Origin of the sequence: Pseudomonas sp. R1-6 (genome assembly GCF_051132115.1) — a bacterium.
GTDB lineage: Bacteria > Pseudomonadota > Gammaproteobacteria > Pseudomonadales > Pseudomonadaceae > Aquipseudomonas.
In genome coordinates, this window is sequence record NZ_CP071662.1 from 3,821,633 (window position 1) to 3,837,750 (window position 16,118).

General features: G+C 59.7%; 17 protein-coding genes. 3 read left to right on the forward strand and 14 right to left on the reverse strand.

Going from position 1 to position 16,118, the window contains the following annotated elements; genetic code table 11:
• Positions 1-26: 26 nt before the first annotated feature.
• The gene (locus J3P81_RS17115; protein WP_434559970.1) at positions 27-1,232 is read right to left on the reverse strand and encodes an acetyl-CoA C-acetyltransferase; all 1,206 of its coding nucleotides are present in this window, start codon (positions 1,230-1,232) and stop codon (positions 27-29) included.
• Positions 1,233-1,842: 610 nt separating this feature from the next.
• On the opposite strand from J3P81_RS17115, the gene J3P81_RS17120 reads away from it, so the two are divergent.
• Complete coding sequence (locus tag J3P81_RS17120) at positions 1,843-2,655, forward strand: c-type cytochrome (RefSeq protein ID WP_434559972.1); 813 nt, start codon at positions 1,843-1,845, stop codon at positions 2,653-2,655.
• Between the two features lie 161 nt (positions 2,656-2,816).
• Here the strand turns inward: J3P81_RS17120 and J3P81_RS17125 are convergent, their stop codons facing one another.
• The 11 genes from J3P81_RS17125 to J3P81_RS17175 all read right to left on the reverse strand — a co-directional run bounded on the left by J3P81_RS17125 (position 2,817) and on the right by J3P81_RS17175 (position 10,762).
• The gene (locus J3P81_RS17125; RefSeq protein ID WP_434559974.1) at positions 2,817-3,158 is read right to left on the reverse strand and encodes a ribonuclease E inhibitor RraB; all 342 of its coding nucleotides are present in this window, start codon (positions 3,156-3,158) and stop codon (positions 2,817-2,819) included.
• Positions 3,159-3,360: 202 nt separating this feature from the next.
• Entirely contained in the window at positions 3,361-3,597 is a 237-nt protein-coding gene (locus J3P81_RS17130; RefSeq protein WP_420767218.1) for a hypothetical protein, read from the reverse strand.
• A 138-nt stretch (positions 3,598-3,735) separates the two neighbouring features.
• Entirely contained in the window at positions 3,736-4,344 is a 609-nt protein-coding gene (locus tag J3P81_RS17135) for an START domain-containing protein (RefSeq protein WP_420767217.1), read from the reverse strand.
• A gap of 54 nt (positions 4,345-4,398) precedes the next feature.
• The gene (locus J3P81_RS17140; RefSeq protein WP_420767216.1) at positions 4,399-4,653 is read right to left on the reverse strand and encodes a YkgJ family cysteine cluster protein; all 255 of its coding nucleotides are present in this window, start codon (positions 4,651-4,653) and stop codon (positions 4,399-4,401) included.
• Positions 4,654-4,801: 148 nt separating this feature from the next.
• Positions 4,802-5,284 carry a translation initiation factor 2 gene (locus J3P81_RS17145; protein ID WP_434559976.1) on the reverse strand — a complete coding sequence of 161 codons (483 nt, stop codon included), beginning with the start codon at positions 5,282-5,284 and terminating at the stop codon, positions 4,802-4,804.
• Positions 5,285-5,369: 85 nt separating this feature from the next.
• A complete protein-coding gene (locus tag J3P81_RS17150) occupies positions 5,370-6,812 on the reverse strand; it encodes a PLP-dependent aminotransferase family protein (protein ID WP_420767214.1) in 1,443 nt (480 codons plus the stop codon).
• Positions 6,813-7,006: 194 nt separating this feature from the next.
• The gene (locus J3P81_RS17155) at positions 7,007-7,816 is read right to left on the reverse strand and encodes an OmpA family protein (RefSeq protein ID WP_434559978.1); all 810 of its coding nucleotides are present in this window, start codon (positions 7,814-7,816) and stop codon (positions 7,007-7,009) included.
• Entirely contained in the window at positions 7,813-8,172 is a 360-nt protein-coding gene (locus J3P81_RS17160) for a DUF4398 domain-containing protein (protein WP_420767212.1), read from the reverse strand. The genes J3P81_RS17155 and J3P81_RS17160 overlap by 4 nt, the downstream gene beginning before the upstream one ends.
• Before the next feature lie 9 nt (positions 8,173-8,181).
• The gene (locus J3P81_RS17165; protein WP_434559980.1) at positions 8,182-9,006 is read right to left on the reverse strand and encodes a substrate-binding periplasmic protein; all 825 of its coding nucleotides are present in this window, start codon (positions 9,004-9,006) and stop codon (positions 8,182-8,184) included.
• A 75-nt stretch (positions 9,007-9,081) separates the two neighbouring features.
• Complete coding sequence (locus tag J3P81_RS17170) at positions 9,082-10,011, reverse strand: electron transfer flavoprotein subunit alpha/FixB family protein (protein ID WP_420767210.1); 930 nt, start codon at positions 10,009-10,011, stop codon at positions 9,082-9,084.
• 1 nt (position 10,012) lies between these two features.
• Positions 10,013-10,762, reverse strand: coding sequence for an electron transfer flavoprotein subunit beta/FixA family protein (locus tag J3P81_RS17175; RefSeq protein WP_007908338.1), 750 nt, complete (start codon positions 10,760-10,762; stop codon positions 10,013-10,015).
• Positions 10,763-11,308: 546 nt separating this feature from the next.
• Between J3P81_RS17175 and J3P81_RS17180 the strand changes: the two genes are divergently transcribed.
• Positions 11,309-12,973: an electron transfer flavoprotein-ubiquinone oxidoreductase gene (locus J3P81_RS17180; RefSeq protein ID WP_434559982.1), complete on the forward strand. Its 1,665-nt coding sequence runs from the start codon at positions 11,309-11,311 to the stop codon at positions 12,971-12,973.
• A 183-nt stretch (positions 12,974-13,156) separates the two neighbouring features.
• Here J3P81_RS17180 and J3P81_RS17185 read toward each other — a convergent pair whose 3' ends face one another.
• Positions 13,157-14,047 carry an AraC family transcriptional regulator gene (locus J3P81_RS17185; protein WP_420767269.1) on the reverse strand — a complete coding sequence of 297 codons (891 nt, stop codon included), beginning with the start codon at positions 14,045-14,047 and terminating at the stop codon, positions 13,157-13,159.
• A gap of 178 nt (positions 14,048-14,225) precedes the next feature.
• Between J3P81_RS17185 and J3P81_RS17190 the strand changes: the two genes are divergently transcribed.
• The gene (locus J3P81_RS17190; protein WP_434559984.1) at positions 14,226-15,278 is read left to right on the forward strand and encodes an NAD(P)-dependent alcohol dehydrogenase; all 1,053 of its coding nucleotides are present in this window, start codon (positions 14,226-14,228) and stop codon (positions 15,276-15,278) included.
• A gap of 6 nt (positions 15,279-15,284) precedes the next feature.
• Here the strand turns inward: J3P81_RS17190 and J3P81_RS17195 are convergent, their stop codons facing one another.
• On the reverse strand, positions 15,285-16,088 hold the full coding sequence (locus J3P81_RS17195; RefSeq protein WP_434559986.1) for an IclR family transcriptional regulator: 804 nt from the start codon (positions 16,086-16,088) through the stop codon (positions 15,285-15,287).
• Positions 16,089-16,118: the final 30 nt, after the last annotated feature.

Sequence of the window (16,118 nt, forward strand, 5' to 3'; positions counted from 1 at the left end):
GAAAAGTGTTCCTTCAAAATCGGGGCTCAGAGGCGTTCGATAAGGGTGGCAATGCCCATGCCGCCGCCGACACACAGTGTCGCCAGGCCATAGCGCAGGTGACGCGCCTCCAACTCATCGAGCAGCGTGCCAAGGATTGCGCAACCGGTGGCGCCCAACGGATGGCCCATGGCGATCGAGCCGCCGTTGACGTTGACCTTGGCGGGATCGATGGCCATGTCCTTGATGAACTTGAGCACTACCGAGGCAAAGGCTTCGTTGACTTCGAACAGGTCGATGTCCTCGACCCGCAGGCCAGCTTTGGCCAATACCTTGCGGGTGGCCGGGGCCGGACCGGTGAGCATGATGGTCGGCTCGCTGCTGGTGACGGCAGTGGCAACAATCCGCGCCCGGGGTTGCAAGCCCAGCTCGCGACCTTTGGCCTGGGAGCCAATGAGCATCAGCGCGGCGCCATCGACGATGCCCGAGCTATTGCCCGGCGTGTGCACATGATTGATCCGCTCCACATGGCTATAGACGCGCAATGCCGTGGCGTCGAAGCCCATCTGCCCCATCGCTTCGAAGCTTGGCCGCAGTTTGCCCAGGCCTTCGAGCGTCGAGTCGGCGCGGATGAATTCGTCATGGTCCAGCAGCACGATGCCATTCTGGTCCCGTACTGCCACCAGGGATTTATCGAACGAGCCGTTCTCCCGTGCTCGCGCGGCTTTTTGCTGGGATTGCAACGCAAAGGCATCGATGTCCTCGCGACTGAAACCTTCGAGGGTGGCAATCAGGTCGGCGCCGATGCCCTGGGGAACGAAATGGCCGTGCAGATTGGACTGCGGGTCCAGCGCCCATGCGCCGCCATCGCTGCCCATAGGCACACGGGACATGGACTCGACGCCCCCCGCCACTACGAGGTCTTCGAAACCGGAACGAACCTTCATCGCGGCCAGGTTCACCGCTTCCAAACCCGAAGCGCAAAAGCGGTTGAGCTGAACGCCGGGCACGCTGACATCCCAGTCAGCCACCAGGGCGGCGGTCTTCGCGATGTCGGCACCTTGATCGCCGATCGGCGTCACGCAGCCGAGCACAATGTCGTCCACCTGGCTGGTGTCCAGGCTCATGCGCTGGCGCAACGCCGTCAACAGGCCACCGACCAGGTTCACCGGCTTGACGGTGTGCAGGGCGCCGTCAGCTTTTCCCTTACCGCGAGGCGTGCGTAATGCGTCAAAAATCATAGCTTCGGTCATGACATCCTCAAACCGCGATCGGCTTTTACAAACACCTCTAACCTTAAGCCCAGCGGCGGCGGATTCAATGACCTCAGTGCTCAACGACATTGACAGGCACGCTCAGACGAACGGTAGCGAGCTATCGGATTAACCGTTTCAGGTAAGCAAGCTGTCTAGCAAAAGGGCCCGCAAGCAGCTGGCAATAGGCCTCATGCTGTTTTGATAACTTGGACCCATAAACTGATACTAATTGGGTCTAAGCGAAGCCGGCTGCGGCCCCTAATGTAAACCTTGTACAAGTAAGTCGTCGGGTTTTGCCGAGGCGCTTGTCAGACAGGAAGTGCAACGCCAGCCGTCACGGAGTAATGCAGGCTGGCCTCAGGAAATAACAAAAAGGCGGGTCAGCCATGTTCAAACATACGAAAGTTCGTCAAGCCGGACTCATTCTCTTCGCCACGACGCTGCTGTTGATCTTGCCGAACATCACTAAAGTGATCGGCTGACCCAGACGCGCGATGTCCGCTTTATTACAGTCGTTTCGCTAAATAAATGTGAGAGGGTTGATTGTTCCGGCAACGGTGGCTGTGCCAACCTTTGCGCTTCCCTCTCGACATGGACGGCGATTCACTTGAAAGCACTAATTGTCCTCGGGGCACTGCTGATCAGCGGCCCTCTGTACGCGGCGCAGCTCACGCTGGAGCTGGGCGCGGGTACCCGCACCTGGCAGACTGAAGAGCTACTCAAGCATCCCGACGTTCAAACAATTCAGATCAACGAAGACGTTTCCTACAAGAAACCCATGAGCTATCGCGCCGTGCCGTTGACCTCGCTATTGACCGGGGTGCAACCGAACGATCATCTGCAAGCCGTAGCCCTGGACGGTTTCGCAGCTGAACTGCCAGCGGCGCCATTACTCAATGCACACGGCGCCCGCGCGTGGCTGGCGATCGAGGACCCGACCAAACCCTGGCCGGCGTTGGGGGAAGGCAAGCAAAGCGCCGGTCCTTTCTATCTGATCTGGACCGATCCTCAAGCGGGCCATATCAGCCCCGAGCAATGGCCGTATGCGCTGGCAAGCATCAAGCGCTTGTCACCAGTGGCCGACCGCTTCCCCGCCCTGCTGCCCTCGCCCAGCCTGGCCAAAAACGATCCGGTCAACAAAGGCTTCGAGTTGTTTCAGAAAAACTGTTTGGCTTGTCATCGACTCAATGGCGCGGGTGATGCGCAGTTCGGACCGGACCTGAACATTCCCTTCAACCCTACGGAATACTTCTCGAAAGATTTCCTCAAACGTTACATCCGTGACCCTCAAAGCTTGCGCCACTGGCCACAGGGTAAAATGCCGGGATTCTCCGCAGCGGTGTTGCCGGATTCTGAGCTTGACCTGTTGGTGGGGTATTTGAAGCACATGGCAGGACGCAAGCAGCCGTTGAAGCCGTAGGCGCGTTCCTTCGCCGCAAAGCCCGTTACCACTGGGCGTTGTGGCGGATCGCAGACCGATTGTGGGAGCAAGCTTGCTCGCGATGACGACAGAAAATCGATCAGCACCCAACATGAAAACGGCCGACACAAAGGTCAGCCGTTGCTGGATGCATAAAACATTCAGGCCTGCAGGCGACGGATCTCCTGCTTGACGCCCCACCCTTCGATAACGCCACCCAAGGGCTCGACCACGGCCTCGAAGTTCAACTCGAAATCGCCGATGTCATCATAAGTGGCGTACATCACCCGGCTCAGTTCGAGCGACCAGGCTCCATCGTCCCGCGCGCTGATCTGCGCATTCAGCGATTCCCCCCTGAATTGGCCTGCCGCCCTGCGCGCCCGTTCCTCGTCGGGGAAAATGGCATAGAACTCGATGGGATGAAATTGGGAGAAATCGAAACCGCCTTCTTTCATGCGGCGCAGCACACTGGCGCTGATGTCTTCTTGATAGGCTGTGCTCATGAAACGTCCTCCTCAGACCGATGGATAGACTTTCCGTCTTCCCGTGCGTGCAACCGCTGGTTACAAGCAGTACGGCATCAACTGGCCGTCGGGACACAAGCATGTAGCTGACAAGACCGGACCTTGGCGATCCTTTCGCTGATCTCGGTTGCAGAGTAGCTTCAAGTCATCGCCACTGCCAAGCGGGACCGAACAATGAATTTCATGAAATCGGTTTAATGCTGATGATTTCAATGCTGTTTTGGGTCTTGAGGCTTTTGAGCGTAGGGTCTTGCGTGCGACCTTCCAGGTCGTTGAGATCAAGCTTGGCGGGCACGGGGAGCAGTCTCTGGCGGATCAATTGGGCGGCCTGTTCCATTGTGGGCTCCTGGTCGTAATCGAACTGCTCGGCGACGGCTTCGCCGTGATCATCAACGAAAGTGATTTCCCACTTCTGCATCGGTGTCTCCTCGATCAATACATGGCCGGGCTTACGTCTATCTCGACATTGATGGCGAAACAATCGTTCCGCTGAGTTCGCTGACGGCACCAATGAAAAAACCGCCTCGTGGGCGGTTTCTTCATCGCGGCCTACCGATTATTTTTCGGCGCGCTCTTTCAGCGCTTTCAGCGTATTGAACGGCGCGTCCACCACGAACTTGTTAGCCAGCCAGGACGGTACATCACCCCCCGGCTCGGTGTGGACTTGGTAAGTCACTTCGATCTGGTTCGCCGCCTTGGGGGTGAACTTCCAGAAGCCTTCGACCTGCGTCACGCGCACAAAGCCTTTCTCTTCCGGCAGATAGGTAGGCACGCCCTTGAGTTTGCGAGTGAGGCTGCCATCAGCTCCTTCAACGGTAGTGACTTCCAGCACGGAGTCGCGGGCCGTGACCGGCCACGGCGTATTGAATTGGGTGTAGGTCCAGCTCTTGTCGCCCTCGTGCTTGAGCAACTTTTGGCTCTTGCATTCATGGATCCATCCACACGCATCCGCAACGTCTTCCTGCAGGGCCCGCAGTTTGGCCATGGTGGTCTTCATGACGGTCACGCCGCGATAGGCCTTGTACTTCGAGCCAGCGACCTCACTCAGCGACACCTGGATACCTTCCTTTTCCTTGGCGACTTGCCAGTCTTCTGCCTGGGCGGTAGCTGTTGCCAACAGGACGGTCAATCCACACAACACAGCCATACGATGCAGCGAACCCATAATTGTTTTCCTTATCGTCCAAGTTCGTTCATGTCGTTTCCGATCGTTGTCCCACTACGCTGCCGTGACCTGCTCCCACCAGCCAATCAATCGAATGGCTTCTTCGCTGCTATTGCCGCAGACCTCAAGGTCCGCCTCAAACGCCGAACACACCGCCGGGCGTTCAGGCTGGCCGAAGATCAGGCAGAGATTACCGGCCGACAACTGCACGCAACGTTCTCCCGCCGGCTTGCCTTGGGGCATGCCAGGGATGGGAGAACTGATGGAAGGGGCGATGCAACAGGCGCCACAGCCTTCACGGCACTTCATGACGACAGGATCCTCACGACAGGTAATGATTGGTAACAGGACACAGGGTAACGGCTAAAACAGCTGTTTGAAATCGCCGTCCGGGGGTTTTTTTCGTAGTGGGTGGAGTGACCCGGCAGTCAGCGACGAACAGCAGCATTGCATGGCCTTATTGCTTGAATTCGAATTCCAGTGCCGCGCCTTCCACTTCGTTGCGCTCCTGATTGCGCAAGGGCAGCTGCATCTCGTTGCTCAACAGACGGCCGTTGAGCTGGAACGGGCCCGGCTTTTCCCCAAACATGGACGGCAACAGTGGCTCACGCTTGGGCAGGGGCACCTTGCCGGGTGGCTGCAACTGATCGACCATATCGTGTGGCAGGCTCAGGTCCAGCCTGGCCGGTGGTAAAGGGGTCTTGGCGACTTCGCGGGCCGATTTGCTCTTGGAGGCAATGGGGGCGCGCTTTTTCTTTGCGGCGGCCGTTTTGGCGGGCGTCTTTTTGACAGTCTTCTTTATCTCGGCGGTTTTCTTCGCGGTGGGCTTGGCGGCGCTGGCGGCCGGTTTCTCTTGGGCCGAAGCTGCCATGGCACTCCCCATGTCGAGGACACTCAACAGGCCGATCAAAACCCACGCAGCAGGAACAATGGCTTTCATAGACACGACGACACCTACGGCAGAGATGTCCATGCTCGCCCGATATTGAGGCGCTGACAAGCACATCGGGCCAAGCCGCTGATTTCTATAAAAACCCGCTGGCGGTCTCCTGGCACAACTGGGTCGCCAGCAACCCCAGGGTCATCAACGCACGCTCTGCCTCGCGATTCCAGGGTATGCCGCAATTCAGGCGGATGCAGTGGTTGAATTGCTCGGTATTACTGAAAATCAGCCCGGGGGCGATGCTGATGCCCTGTTGCAGCGCGCGGACGTGCAGTTCCTGGGTGTTGACCCGCCCCGGCAGGCTGACCCAAAGAATGAACCCACCGGTGGGACGACTCATCTGCGTGCCTTCCGGAAAGTGCTGTTGCACCGCCAATTGAAAAGCGCTGAGGTTCTTGCGGTACTCCTGGCGAATATAGCGCAAGTGCCGGTCATAGCCGCCATTCTCCAGGTAAGCCGCGATCCCCATCTGAGTGACGCTGCACGCCGAATGGGTGCTGAACGTCTGGAGTCGCTGGATCTCCTGCTGGAACTTGCCGGCGATCATCCAGCCAATCCGAACGCCGGGCGAAAGGGTCTTGGAGAAACTCGAACAGTAGATCACCCGATCCAAGCGATCGTAGGCCTTCAATGCCTTGGTCCGGCCCTGTTCGAACATCAGTTCGCCATAGATATCGTCCTCGACGATCTGGATATCGAAATCCGATGCCAGGCGCAGCAGTTGTTTTTGCCGCTCTTCGGGCATCGTGCCACCCAAGGGATTGCTCAGGCGCGTGGTCAGGACCAGCGCCTTGATCGACCATTGGTTGGCCGCCAATTGCAAGGCTTCAAGGCTCATGCCAGTGACCGGGTCGCTGGGGATCTCGATGACCTTCAGGCCCAGCAGATCCGCCAGTTGCAGCAGCCCGTAGTAAGTGGGCGACTCGGCGGCGATCAAATCCCCGGGACGCGTCAGCACGCGCAAGGACATTTGCAGGGCGTCGACGCAGCCATGGGTGATGACGACCTCGGAAGGATCCACCACCACGCCGGCGTCACGCATGCGGATCGCGACTTGGCGGCGCAACGGCTCGAAGCCGGGACTGAACATGTAGCTGAACGCCCGCGGGCTGTGGAAACGCGTGACCTTGGCTAACTGCTGATGCAACGCCCGCACGGGCAGATAATCAACGCTCGGCACCGCCGCGCCCAGCGGAAACACCCCTTCGCGGCGCGACTCGACCAACACCTGTTGGATAATGCTGCTACGCGTCACCAATCCGGGGCGCTCGACCCGGGCAATGTCCGGCGTCGGCGCGGTCAACGCCGGCGTCTGGTGCACGTAATAGCCCGATTGCGGCCGCGCGCGAATCAGCCCCTGGTCTTCAAGGTTCGCATAGGCCTGGAGGACGGTGGCATGGCTGACGTTGAGCTGCGAACTCATCTTGCGCACCGAAGGCACGCGTTCACCCGGCTGATACACCCCACGCCGGATGTCTTCCGCCAACTGTTGCGCAATACGTTGATAGAGCAGGAGGTTGGTCATGACGCAGTACTCGATTTCGCAGACGTTTTATTCTTGTCGGAAATTCTACCGGCACAGTTTAGAAGTGTACTGGGACAGTTGCCAGATTACTCGACAGTACAGTGGGTTGACAGCCCCAACTGTACTCATCCCAAACATCAGGCGAAAAAAAACCCGGCGCCTCGAAGGGGCCGGGTTTTCCAGTGACGCCGTCCTCAACGGGCGGCGCCGAGCTGGCCCTTGTCATCGGAGAATACGATTTCAACGCGACGGTTCTGCGCCCGGCCACGCTCGGTTGCGTTGACGTCCACCGGGTATTGATCGCCGTAGCCTTCGACCTGGATGCGCTTTTCGTCAATGCCAAGGTCCACCAGCACGTCCGCCACGGCCTGAGCGCGGTCGCGGGACAGCTTGAGGTTTTCCTGCTTGCCGCCGGTGCTGTCCGTGTAGCCCTCGATGCGCACCACGCGCTTGGGATTGAGTTGCAGGAACTGCACGATCTTGAGCACCACGCGATTGGCCGAGTTTTTCAGCTCGGCTTCGCCGGTATCGAACAGCACATCCCCGAGGGTCATCACCAGGCCGCGATCGGTCTGGGTGGTCGCCATCGCCATGATCTGCTCTTCAAGCCACTTGCCCTGCTGCTGGACACTCAGCAGCTTGGATTCGCGCAGAGCCAGCTGCAGGCGCTGGCGCTCCAGCTCGAGCTTCGTCGCGCGCTCTTCGTTGAGCACCTGGTTGCTGTGCTCACGGGCAATCTGACTGTAGCGCTGACTCAAGTAGGCGTAATGCTGCACGTCCTCACCGCTGCCCCAGTAGCTGGACAAGCGATCGGCGCGGGCCAGGGATTCGCCGGCCCGGATCACGTCCCGGGGCGCCGCACGCAGCACGTTGGCATCTTCCTTGACCTTCTGGAAGTCATTGCTGGCCTTTTCCAGCGCCACCTCGCTGCGCTGTCCGGCGCAACCGTACAGACTGGCCAGCCCCGCGAGGACCAGGCCGCCCAATACTTGGGAGTGCTTCATTGGGCATCCTCCCTCAGCTGTTTGCGCAAGCGCTTGATGCGAGTGTCGAGCACGTTCAATTGCTCCTGGCTCTTGAGCGTCAGCACCTTCGCTTCGGCCAGACGTGCATCCAACTCGGCCTGTTCAGCACGCATGCGCGCCTTTTTATAGGATTCATCGGCCATGTTGGATTTGGCGCGCGTGAATTTTTCTTCAGCCAGTTTCAATTCGGGTACTTCGTCGGTGGTGGCACCCACCGCACGCGCTTGCTCAATGGCCTGTTCAGTCAGGCGGATCTGTTCATTCGGCGCTGGATCGGCTGCGCAACCCGCCAGAGCCAGAACGGCCAGGGCAGCGAAAAGAGGTCGAATAGTCACTAATATTCCCTACTGTTTGGGGGCACTGACGGGGGACTTCAACTGTGCTCTCCAACGCTCCAGATTGCGCTGCAACACAGGCTCCGTCAGGCCAGACGCGGCCAATTCTGTCATCTTTTGCGCCAGCTGTCCGCGTAACCATGGGTCATTGCAGGCGGAGTTATGGGAAAGCGCGAGGAACAAGCCCGGCTTGTCCACCGCTTGCGGTGCGGCTTGCAAGTCATTCGCCATCCCTAGCGTCTGCGCCATCGCCAGGCCCGAGTAGCGCCCCGCCAGTACATATTCCACTTCACCCAGGAGCAGTTTCTGAAAGGCCTGGGTCAGGTTGGGCGTACGGGTCACGGTGAGATTCTGCTCAGCGAAAAGGCCAAATCCCTGTGTCATGCGAGCCTTTTCCGACAAGGCGCCGTTATGCCCATGAAGATCCTCCGGTCGCTCGACCACCAGCGTCGAATCCTTGCGTGTCCAGACCAGGTAATCGTTCTCCAGCAGTGGCGGGTGCACGTAATCCAAGGCTTGCAACCCAGTCGTGGTCAGCGGGGCATCGGTGAGCAGGTCCATGCGTCCGCTGCGCACTTCGTCCAACGCCTGGGCGCGTTTGCCGGCGTAGAGCAATTCGATCTTGATCCCCAGCGCCTGCGCCACCTGCGCCAGCAGGTCGGCCCCGGCACCGATCAAATGCTTGGGATCCTGGGGATCTTGCCAAAGATAAGGCGGCGCATCGGGGCTGCCAGTAGCGATCAGGCGCTCGCATTTGCCAGCGGCGGCAGACAGCCCTGGCGCGCACGCCAACGCCCAGAACAACGACGAGCAAGCCAAACGGCGAAGATCCATGGCACTAAGCGCTCCGGAAACAGAAATAAAAAACCCGGCCAAAAGGCCGGGCTCTTTATAAGTGAAGATGCCGGATTAGACCAGCTTCTCCAGCTCAGGGATGGCTTCGAACAGGTCCGCCACCAGGCCGTAGTCGGCCACTTGGAAGATTGGCGCTTCTTCGTCCTTGTTGATCGCAACGATCACCTTGGAGTCCTTCATGCCGGCCAAGTGTTGGATCGCGCCGGAGATACCGACGGCGATGTACAGCTGTGGTGCAACGATCTTGCCGGTCTGGCCGACCTGCATGTCGTTGGGAACGAAACCGGCGTCGACCGCTGCGCGGGATGCGCCAACGGCAGCGCCCAGCTTGTCGGCCAAGGCGTACAAGTGCTTGAAGTTGTCACCGTTCTGCATGCCGCGGCCGCCGGAAACGACGATCTTGGCGGCGGTCAGCTCAGGACGATCGGACTTGGCCAGCTCTTCGTTGACGAAGCTGGAAATGCCCTTGTCGTGGGCAGCGCCCACGGCTTCAACGGCAGCCGAACCACCTTCGGCGGCAACCGGGTCGAAACCGGTGGCGCGAACGGTGATGACCTTGATCGCAGCGGTCGATTGCACGGTGGCGATGGCGTTGCCAGCGTAGATCGGACGCTTGAAGGTGTCGGCGCTTTCTACCGAAATGATTTCGGAGATCTGGTCGACGTCCAATGCAGCAGCTACGCGAGGCAGGATGTTCTTGCCGTTCGATGTCGCGGCCGCCAGGATGTGGCTGTAGCCACTGCCCAGCTCAGCTACCAATGGAGCAACGTTTTCCGGCAGTTGGTGCGCATAGGCAGCATTATCGGCGTTCAGGACTTTGCTCACGCCAGCGATCTTGGCGGCGGCTTCGGCAACGGCGCCAGCGCCCTGCCCGGCCACCAGGACGTGGACATCGCCACCGATTTTGGCGGCGGCAGCAACGGTGTTCAGCGTGGCCGGAGCCAGCGCCTTGTTATCGTGTTCGGCGATTACCAAGATAGTCATATCAGATTACCTTCGCTTCGTTTTTCAGTTTCTCGACCAGTTCAGCCACCGACTTGACCTTGATGCCGGCGCTGCGTGCAGCCGGCGCTTCGACTTTCAGGGTCTTGTTCGTGGAGGCGGTGGAAACGCCCAAAGCGTCAGGAGTCAGCACTTCAAGCGGCTTCTTCTTGGCTTTCATGATGTTTGGCAGGGACGCGTAACGCGGCTCGTTCAAACGCAGGTCGGTGGTGACGATGGCCGGCAGTTTCAGGGAAACTGTCTGCGCGCCGCCGTCGATTTCGCGAGTCACGGCAACGCTGTCGCCCGACACTTCGACTTTCGACGCGAAGGTGCCCTGGCCGTAGCCGCTCAACGCAGCGAGCATCTGGCCGGTCTGGTTGTTGTCGCTGTCGATGGCCTGCTTGCCGAGGATCACCAGCTGTGGCTGTTCCTTGTCAACTACGGCTTTCAACAGCTTGGCAACGGCCAGGGAAGTCAGGTCTTCGGCGGATTCGACGAGGATGGCGCGATCGGCACCCAGCGCGAGCGCGGTGCGCAGTTGTTCCTGGGCGGTGGTCGGGCCGATGGAAACGACGACGATCTCAGTCGCCACGCCTTTTTCTTTCAGGCGTACGGCTTCTTCTACGGCGATTTCGCAGAAAGGGTTCATCGACATCTTGACGTTGGCGAGGTCGACGCCGGAGTTGTCCGCCTTGACGCGAACCTTGACGTTATAGTCGACCACTCGTTTGACAGCTACAAGAACCTTCATGGATTCCTCGTTACTCTCCGGTGAAAAGAAAGTCGCCTGGGCGAACCTGGCGGTTGATGATCATGGGCGCAAGGGCACCTCTAAAAACGCCGGCATGAACCACACATGACCTTTGCTCACGGGAGTGAAGACCATTCGTCAGTGATGACCGATGAGTCATTCATTATCGCGGCGTGTAAACTGCGCGTCCGAACCGCGCAACTCGTCACTTTGTGCTGCCTTCGCCCTGTCTTTAGAGGTGCTCTTGGAACCAACAGTCAGCCTACGGCGAGCGCAAAACCGCCCGTATCTTGACCGGAACGTCTATTCCGGTCAATACGGCAAAATGGTCAGTCATAAGCCGTACGTCAGTGATTTATCTGGGCTGCGGCAATTTCAAACAAACGTTTGTATTGGACCCTGAGAGTGGTGTAGATATAATGCGCCGCTTAAGAGAGAAGCTCGGGTCATCCATTGTCGCTTTCGTCGCTTCGCGAAGGAAACAACGGATGCAACGCCAAACCTCCAATTAGAAAAAACTGTTGAGCCTTGAGTAGGAGATAGCCTGTGGAACGCGAATACATGGAATTCGACGTGGTCATCGTCGGTGCCGGCCCCGCTGGCCTGTCTGCCGCTTGCCGACTGAAACAGAAGGCCGCCGGAGCCGGTAAGGAAATCAGCGTCTGCGTGGTCGAAAAAGGCTCCGAAGTCGGCGCGCACATCCTCTCCGGCGCAGTGTTCGAACCGCGCGCCCTGAACGAACTGTTTCCGGATTGGAAAGAGCTCGGCGCTCCGTTGAACACGCCGGTCAAGCGCGATGACATTTATGTCCTGAGAAACGCCGAGACCGCGAGCAAAATCCCTGACTTCTTTGTGCCCAAGACCATGCACAACGAAGGCAACTATATTATTTCCCTTGGCAATCTTTGCCGTTGGCTGGCCCAGCAGGCCGAGAACCTGGGCGTGGAAATCTACCCGGGCTTCGCCGCCCAGGAAGCGTTGTTCGACGAAAACGGCGTCGTCCGCGGGATCATCACCGGCGACCTTGGCGTCGACCGCGAAGGCAATCCGAAAGAAGGCCTCTACACCCCTGGAATGGAGTTGCGCGGCAAGTACACGCTGTTCGCCGAAGGCTGCCGTGGCCACATTGGCAAGCAATTGATCAAGCGCTTCAACCTGAACAGCGAAGCCGACACCCAGCACTACGGCATCGGTCTGAAGGAAATCTGGGAAATCGACCCGGCCAAGCATCAACCAGGCTTGGTGGTGCACACCGCCGGCTGGCCGCTGGACATCATGGGCACCGAAAATACCGGCGGCTCTTTCCTTTATCACCTGGAAAATAACCAAGTGGTCGTCGGCTTGATCGTCGACCTGTCCTACAGCAACACCTTCCTGTCACCATTCGACGAGTTCCAGCGCCTCAAGCATCACCCTGTGCTCAAGCAGTATCTGGAAGGCGGCAAGCGCGTCAGTTACGGCGCTCGCGCCATCGCCAAGGGCGGCCTGAACTCGCTGCCCAAGATGGTCTTCAAGGGCGGCGCGCTGATCGGTTGCGACCTCGGCACCCTGAACTTCGCCAAGATCAAGGGCAGTCACACCGCCATGAAATCCGGCATGCTCGCTGCCGAAGCCGTGGCTGATCGCCTGTTCGCCGAGTCCGAAGGCGGCGATGAACTGACGGCCTATGTCGACAGTTTCAAGAACAGCTGGCTGTATGAAGAGCTGTTCGCCAGCCGCAACTTCGGCGCGGCGATCCACAAGTACGGTGCGATCATCGGCGGCGGTTTCAACTGGCTCGACCAGAACATTTTCGGCGGCAAGATTCCGTTCACGCTGCGCGACACCAAGCCAGATTATGCTTGCCTGAAACCTGCGGCCGAATGCAAGAAGATCGACTACCCGAAGCCGGACGGCAAGATCAGCTTCGACAAGCTCAGCTCGGTGTTCATCTCCGGTACCAACCATGAAGAAGAGCAGCCTTGCCACCTGAAGCTGACCGACCCGAGCATCCCGATCAGCAAGAACCTGCCGCTGTACGACGAACCGGCCCAGCGCTACTGCCCGGCCGGCGTTTATGAAGTGATCACCAAGGAAGATGGCGAGAAGCGCTTCCAGATCAACGCCCAGAACTGCGTTCACTGCAAGACCTGCGACATCAAGGACCCTGCACAGAACATCACCTGGGTCACGCCGGAAGGCGCCGGCGGACCGACTTACCCGAACATGTAAGCCGGAACGCTGAACATCGAGGCTCCCGCAATGGGGGCCTTTTTGTTGCCCGCGATTCCGGGAAACACACCGAACCAAAGTGGGAGCGAGCCTGCTCGCGAAATGGTGTCTCAGTCGACATGTGTGTTGAATGATAAACCGCTTTCGCGAGCAGGCTCGCTCCCACAGGGTTCCCTGCACAATTCAGGCGGCGCGTTCGTCCCCTGGGTTGCGCTCGAAGTAACGCTTGTACTCCCGGCTGAATTGCGACGGGCTCTGATACCCCACCTGGTGCGCGACCTGGGCCACGCTCATGCCCTCGCAGAGCAGCAGCCGCTGGGCCTTGAGTAGGCGCAATCGCTTGAGGTACTGCACCGGCGATAGCAACGTGCTGCGCTTGAAATGCTCGTGAAAGGTCGAAGCACTCATGTTCGCGCGACTGGCCAGGATCTCGACGTTCAACGGCTCGGTGAAGTGCGCATGCAAATGGCCCAGGGCAGCGGCAATCCGGGCGAACTGGCCCTGTTGTTCCACCAACGCCCGCAGCACATCGGCCTGGGGTCCGCGCAACGCGACGAACAGCAGCTCCCGCAGCCGCGCCTGGCCCATGACCTGGCATTCCAACGGGTCGTGCAAGCAGCGCAACAAGCGCTCGACACACCCACGCATGGCGTCATCGAGCACTGCGCAAGTCATGGACTCCGGCGTCTGAGGCGGCAGATTCCGCCCCGGCATCAACCCCATGGCCAGCACCAGGTCGCCCAGCATCGCCCGATCGATCGCAACGGAAACTCCATACAGCGGAGCATTGGGCATGGCGTAGGTTTCGCATTCGAACGGCACCGGCAGGGCCTGGATCAGATAATGCCCCGCGCCATATTCCATTGTGCGGGGCCCCAGGTACGCCAGTTTGCTGCCCTGGGCAATGATCACCAGGCTCGGTTCGTAGAGCTGCGGGCCACGAGCGACGTCCTGGCTGGCGCGAAGCGCGTGCACCCCTGGCAGTCGCGTAGGAACAAAACCGTCGTGGGTCGCCAAAGGTTCTATCAGCGAAACCAGCGTGGCGTTGGCATCGAGATGACGGGTCAGCAGCATGAGCGAAAACTTCACGAAGAAAGGGATGAAAACATCATCGCAGGTCTGGCGCCACATGGAATCGAATCCTGGCCAACGCCGTAGGATTAGGCATGACAGGCGTAGGAATCGCCATCGCCACCGGCCGCCCTGCCTCCCAGAATGAACCCCTCACCGTTCAATGATAGCGAGGTCCATCATGTACACAGCCATCGGTTATGCCGCCCAATCGGCCACCACGCCCCTCGCCCCCATGAAGTTCGAGCGCCGCAGCCCGCGCGCGGACGATGTGGCGATCGAAATTCTCTACTGCGGCGTCTGCCACTCCGACATCCATCAGGCCCGGAACGAATGGGGCATCGCCGTCTATCCGCTGATGCCCGGCCACGAAATCATCGGCAAAGTCACCGCCGTGGGGGCGAATGTCACCCATCACAAGGTCGGCGACCTGGTAGGCGTAGGCTGCATGGTCGACTCCTGCCGCGAATGCGAAGCTTGCCGTGCCGATCTGGAACAATACTGCCTGGAAGGCATGACCCAGACCTACGCCAGCCCGGACCACGTGAGCGGCGGCCACACCATGGGTGGCTATTCCGACAGCATCGTGGTCAGCCAGCATTTTGTACTGCGCGTCCCCCAGACACTCGACCCGGCTAGCGCCGCGCCGCTGCTCTGCGCAGGCATCACCACCTACTCTCCCCTCAAGCATTATGGCGTGAAGGCCGGAGACAAGGTCGGCGTGCTGGGGATGGGTGGCTTGGGCCACATGGGCATCAAGTTCGCCAAGGCCATGGGCGCGGAAGTGACGTTGTTCACTCGCTCGGCGAGCAAGGCAGAAGAAGCCCGTCGCCAAGGCGCGGATCATGTGATCGTGTCCACCGACGCCGAACAGATGGCGGCCGCCGCCGGACGTTTCAACTTCCTGCTGGACACCATTCCGGTGCAGCACGACCTCAATCCCTACCTCGATACGCTGCATTTCAACGGCGTGCACATCATCGTCGGCCTGGTCGAGCCGGTCGACCCACCCGTACACGCGGCAAAGCTGATCCTGGGTCGCCGAGTGTTGGCCGGCTCGCTGATTGGCGGCATCGCCGAAACCCAGGAAATGCTGGATTTCTGCGCAAAACACAACATCAGCTGCGACATTGAAATGCTCGACATCCGCCAGATCAACGAGGCCTACAGCCGCATGATCGCCGGGGATGTGAAGTACCGCTTCGTTATCGACATGGCGACGCTCAAGGCCTGACGTTCGTCAAACCTTGGCACCCAGTTCCGCCGACAGCCGGGCTGTGACCCTTTTGACCAGGGGAATCAGCTCGGCCATCTTTTCCAAAGGCATGTACGGCACCGTGCTGGCGATGCTGATACCGGCGACGATGCGCTTGCCGGCGTCACGGATCGGCGCCGCCACACAGCGGATCGACGGTTCGTTGTCCTCCAGGTCGAAGGCATAGCCCCCCGCCACATACTCCACCATCCGTTGCTGGAACTGTTCCCAGGATTGCTCCTGGTGCTGCGGCCAGAATTGATTCTTCCCACCCGCCGGCAGGCTGATTTCGTACAGCCGCTTCCATTGTTCCTGGGCATCATCGAGCATCAGCGCCTTGCCGATCCCTGTCCGCGCCAACGGCATGCGATGGCCCACGCGCGAACGCATTTCCGGCCCGTTACGCCCCGGATTCTTCAGCAGATACAAGACTTCGTCGCCCTCGCGAATCGCCAGGTGAACGGTGTCCCCGGTGAGCGCCGACAACTCGTCCAGGTACGGCCCCGCCAGGCTCACCAGTGGCAACTCTTCCCGAGCCTGGAAACCCAGCTCGATCAACTTCGGCCCCAGCAGGTAACCCACTTGCGGCACCACGCGCAGGTAACGTTCGTCCACCAGGCAACTGGCCAGGCGGTGGGTGGTGCTGCGGGTGGTGCCGATCAGCCGGGCGATTTCCTTCAAGTCGCGAGCACCGCTGGCGACCGCCTGGACCACGCCCAGGCCGCGCAGCAAGGTCTGCGTGCCAGTAGGAGCGGCATCCTTGATGATTTTTGGATCGTCTTGCTGCATATCCGGCCTTCAACAGTGCGGGGAACGGGC

What these genes read in the sequence shown, in the direction of transcription:
- J3P81_RS17190 (WP_434559984.1), top strand. Translation starts at nt 14,226, where the DNA reads ATGTACACAGCCATCGGTTATGCCGCCCAATCGGCCACCACGCCCCTC.
- J3P81_RS17135 (WP_420767217.1), bottom strand. Translation starts at nt 4,344, where the DNA reads ATGGGTTCGCTGCATCGTATGGCTGTGTTGTGTGGATTGACCGTCCTG.
- J3P81_RS17185 (WP_420767269.1), bottom strand. Translation starts at nt 14,047, where the DNA reads ATGCTGCTGACCCGTCATCTCGATGCCAACGCCACGCTGGTTTCGCTG.
- J3P81_RS17125 (WP_434559974.1), bottom strand. Translation starts at nt 3,158, where the DNA reads ATGAGCACAGCCTATCAAGAAGACATCAGCGCCAGTGTGCTGCGCCGC.
- J3P81_RS17145 (WP_434559976.1), bottom strand. Translation starts at nt 5,284, where the DNA reads ATGAAAGCCATTGTTCCTGCTGCGTGGGTTTTGATCGGCCTGTTGAGT.
- J3P81_RS17170 (WP_420767210.1), bottom strand. Translation starts at nt 10,011, where the DNA reads ATGACTATCTTGGTAATCGCCGAACACGATAACAAGGCGCTGGCTCCG.
- J3P81_RS17175 (WP_007908338.1), bottom strand. Translation starts at nt 10,762, where the DNA reads ATGAAGGTTCTTGTAGCTGTCAAACGAGTGGTCGACTATAACGTCAAG.
- J3P81_RS17140 (WP_420767216.1), bottom strand. Translation starts at nt 4,653, where the DNA reads ATGAAGTGCCGTGAAGGCTGTGGCGCCTGTTGCATCGCCCCTTCCATC.
- J3P81_RS17165 (WP_434559980.1), bottom strand. Translation starts at nt 9,006, where the DNA reads ATGGATCTTCGCCGTTTGGCTTGCTCGTCGTTGTTCTGGGCGTTGGCG.
- J3P81_RS17155 (WP_434559978.1), bottom strand. Translation starts at nt 7,816, where the DNA reads ATGAAGCACTCCCAAGTATTGGGCGGCCTGGTCCTCGCGGGGCTGGCC.
- J3P81_RS17115 (WP_434559970.1), bottom strand. Translation starts at nt 1,232, where the DNA reads ATGACCGAAGCTATGATTTTTGACGCATTACGCACGCCTCGCGGTAAG.
- J3P81_RS17150 (WP_420767214.1), bottom strand. Translation starts at nt 6,812, where the DNA reads ATGACCAACCTCCTGCTCTATCAACGTATTGCGCAACAGTTGGCGGAA.
- J3P81_RS17130 (WP_420767218.1), bottom strand. Translation starts at nt 3,597, where the DNA reads ATGCAGAAGTGGGAAATCACTTTCGTTGATGATCACGGCGAAGCCGTC.
- J3P81_RS17195 (WP_434559986.1), bottom strand. Translation starts at nt 16,088, where the DNA reads ATGCAGCAAGACGATCCAAAAATCATCAAGGATGCCGCTCCTACTGGC.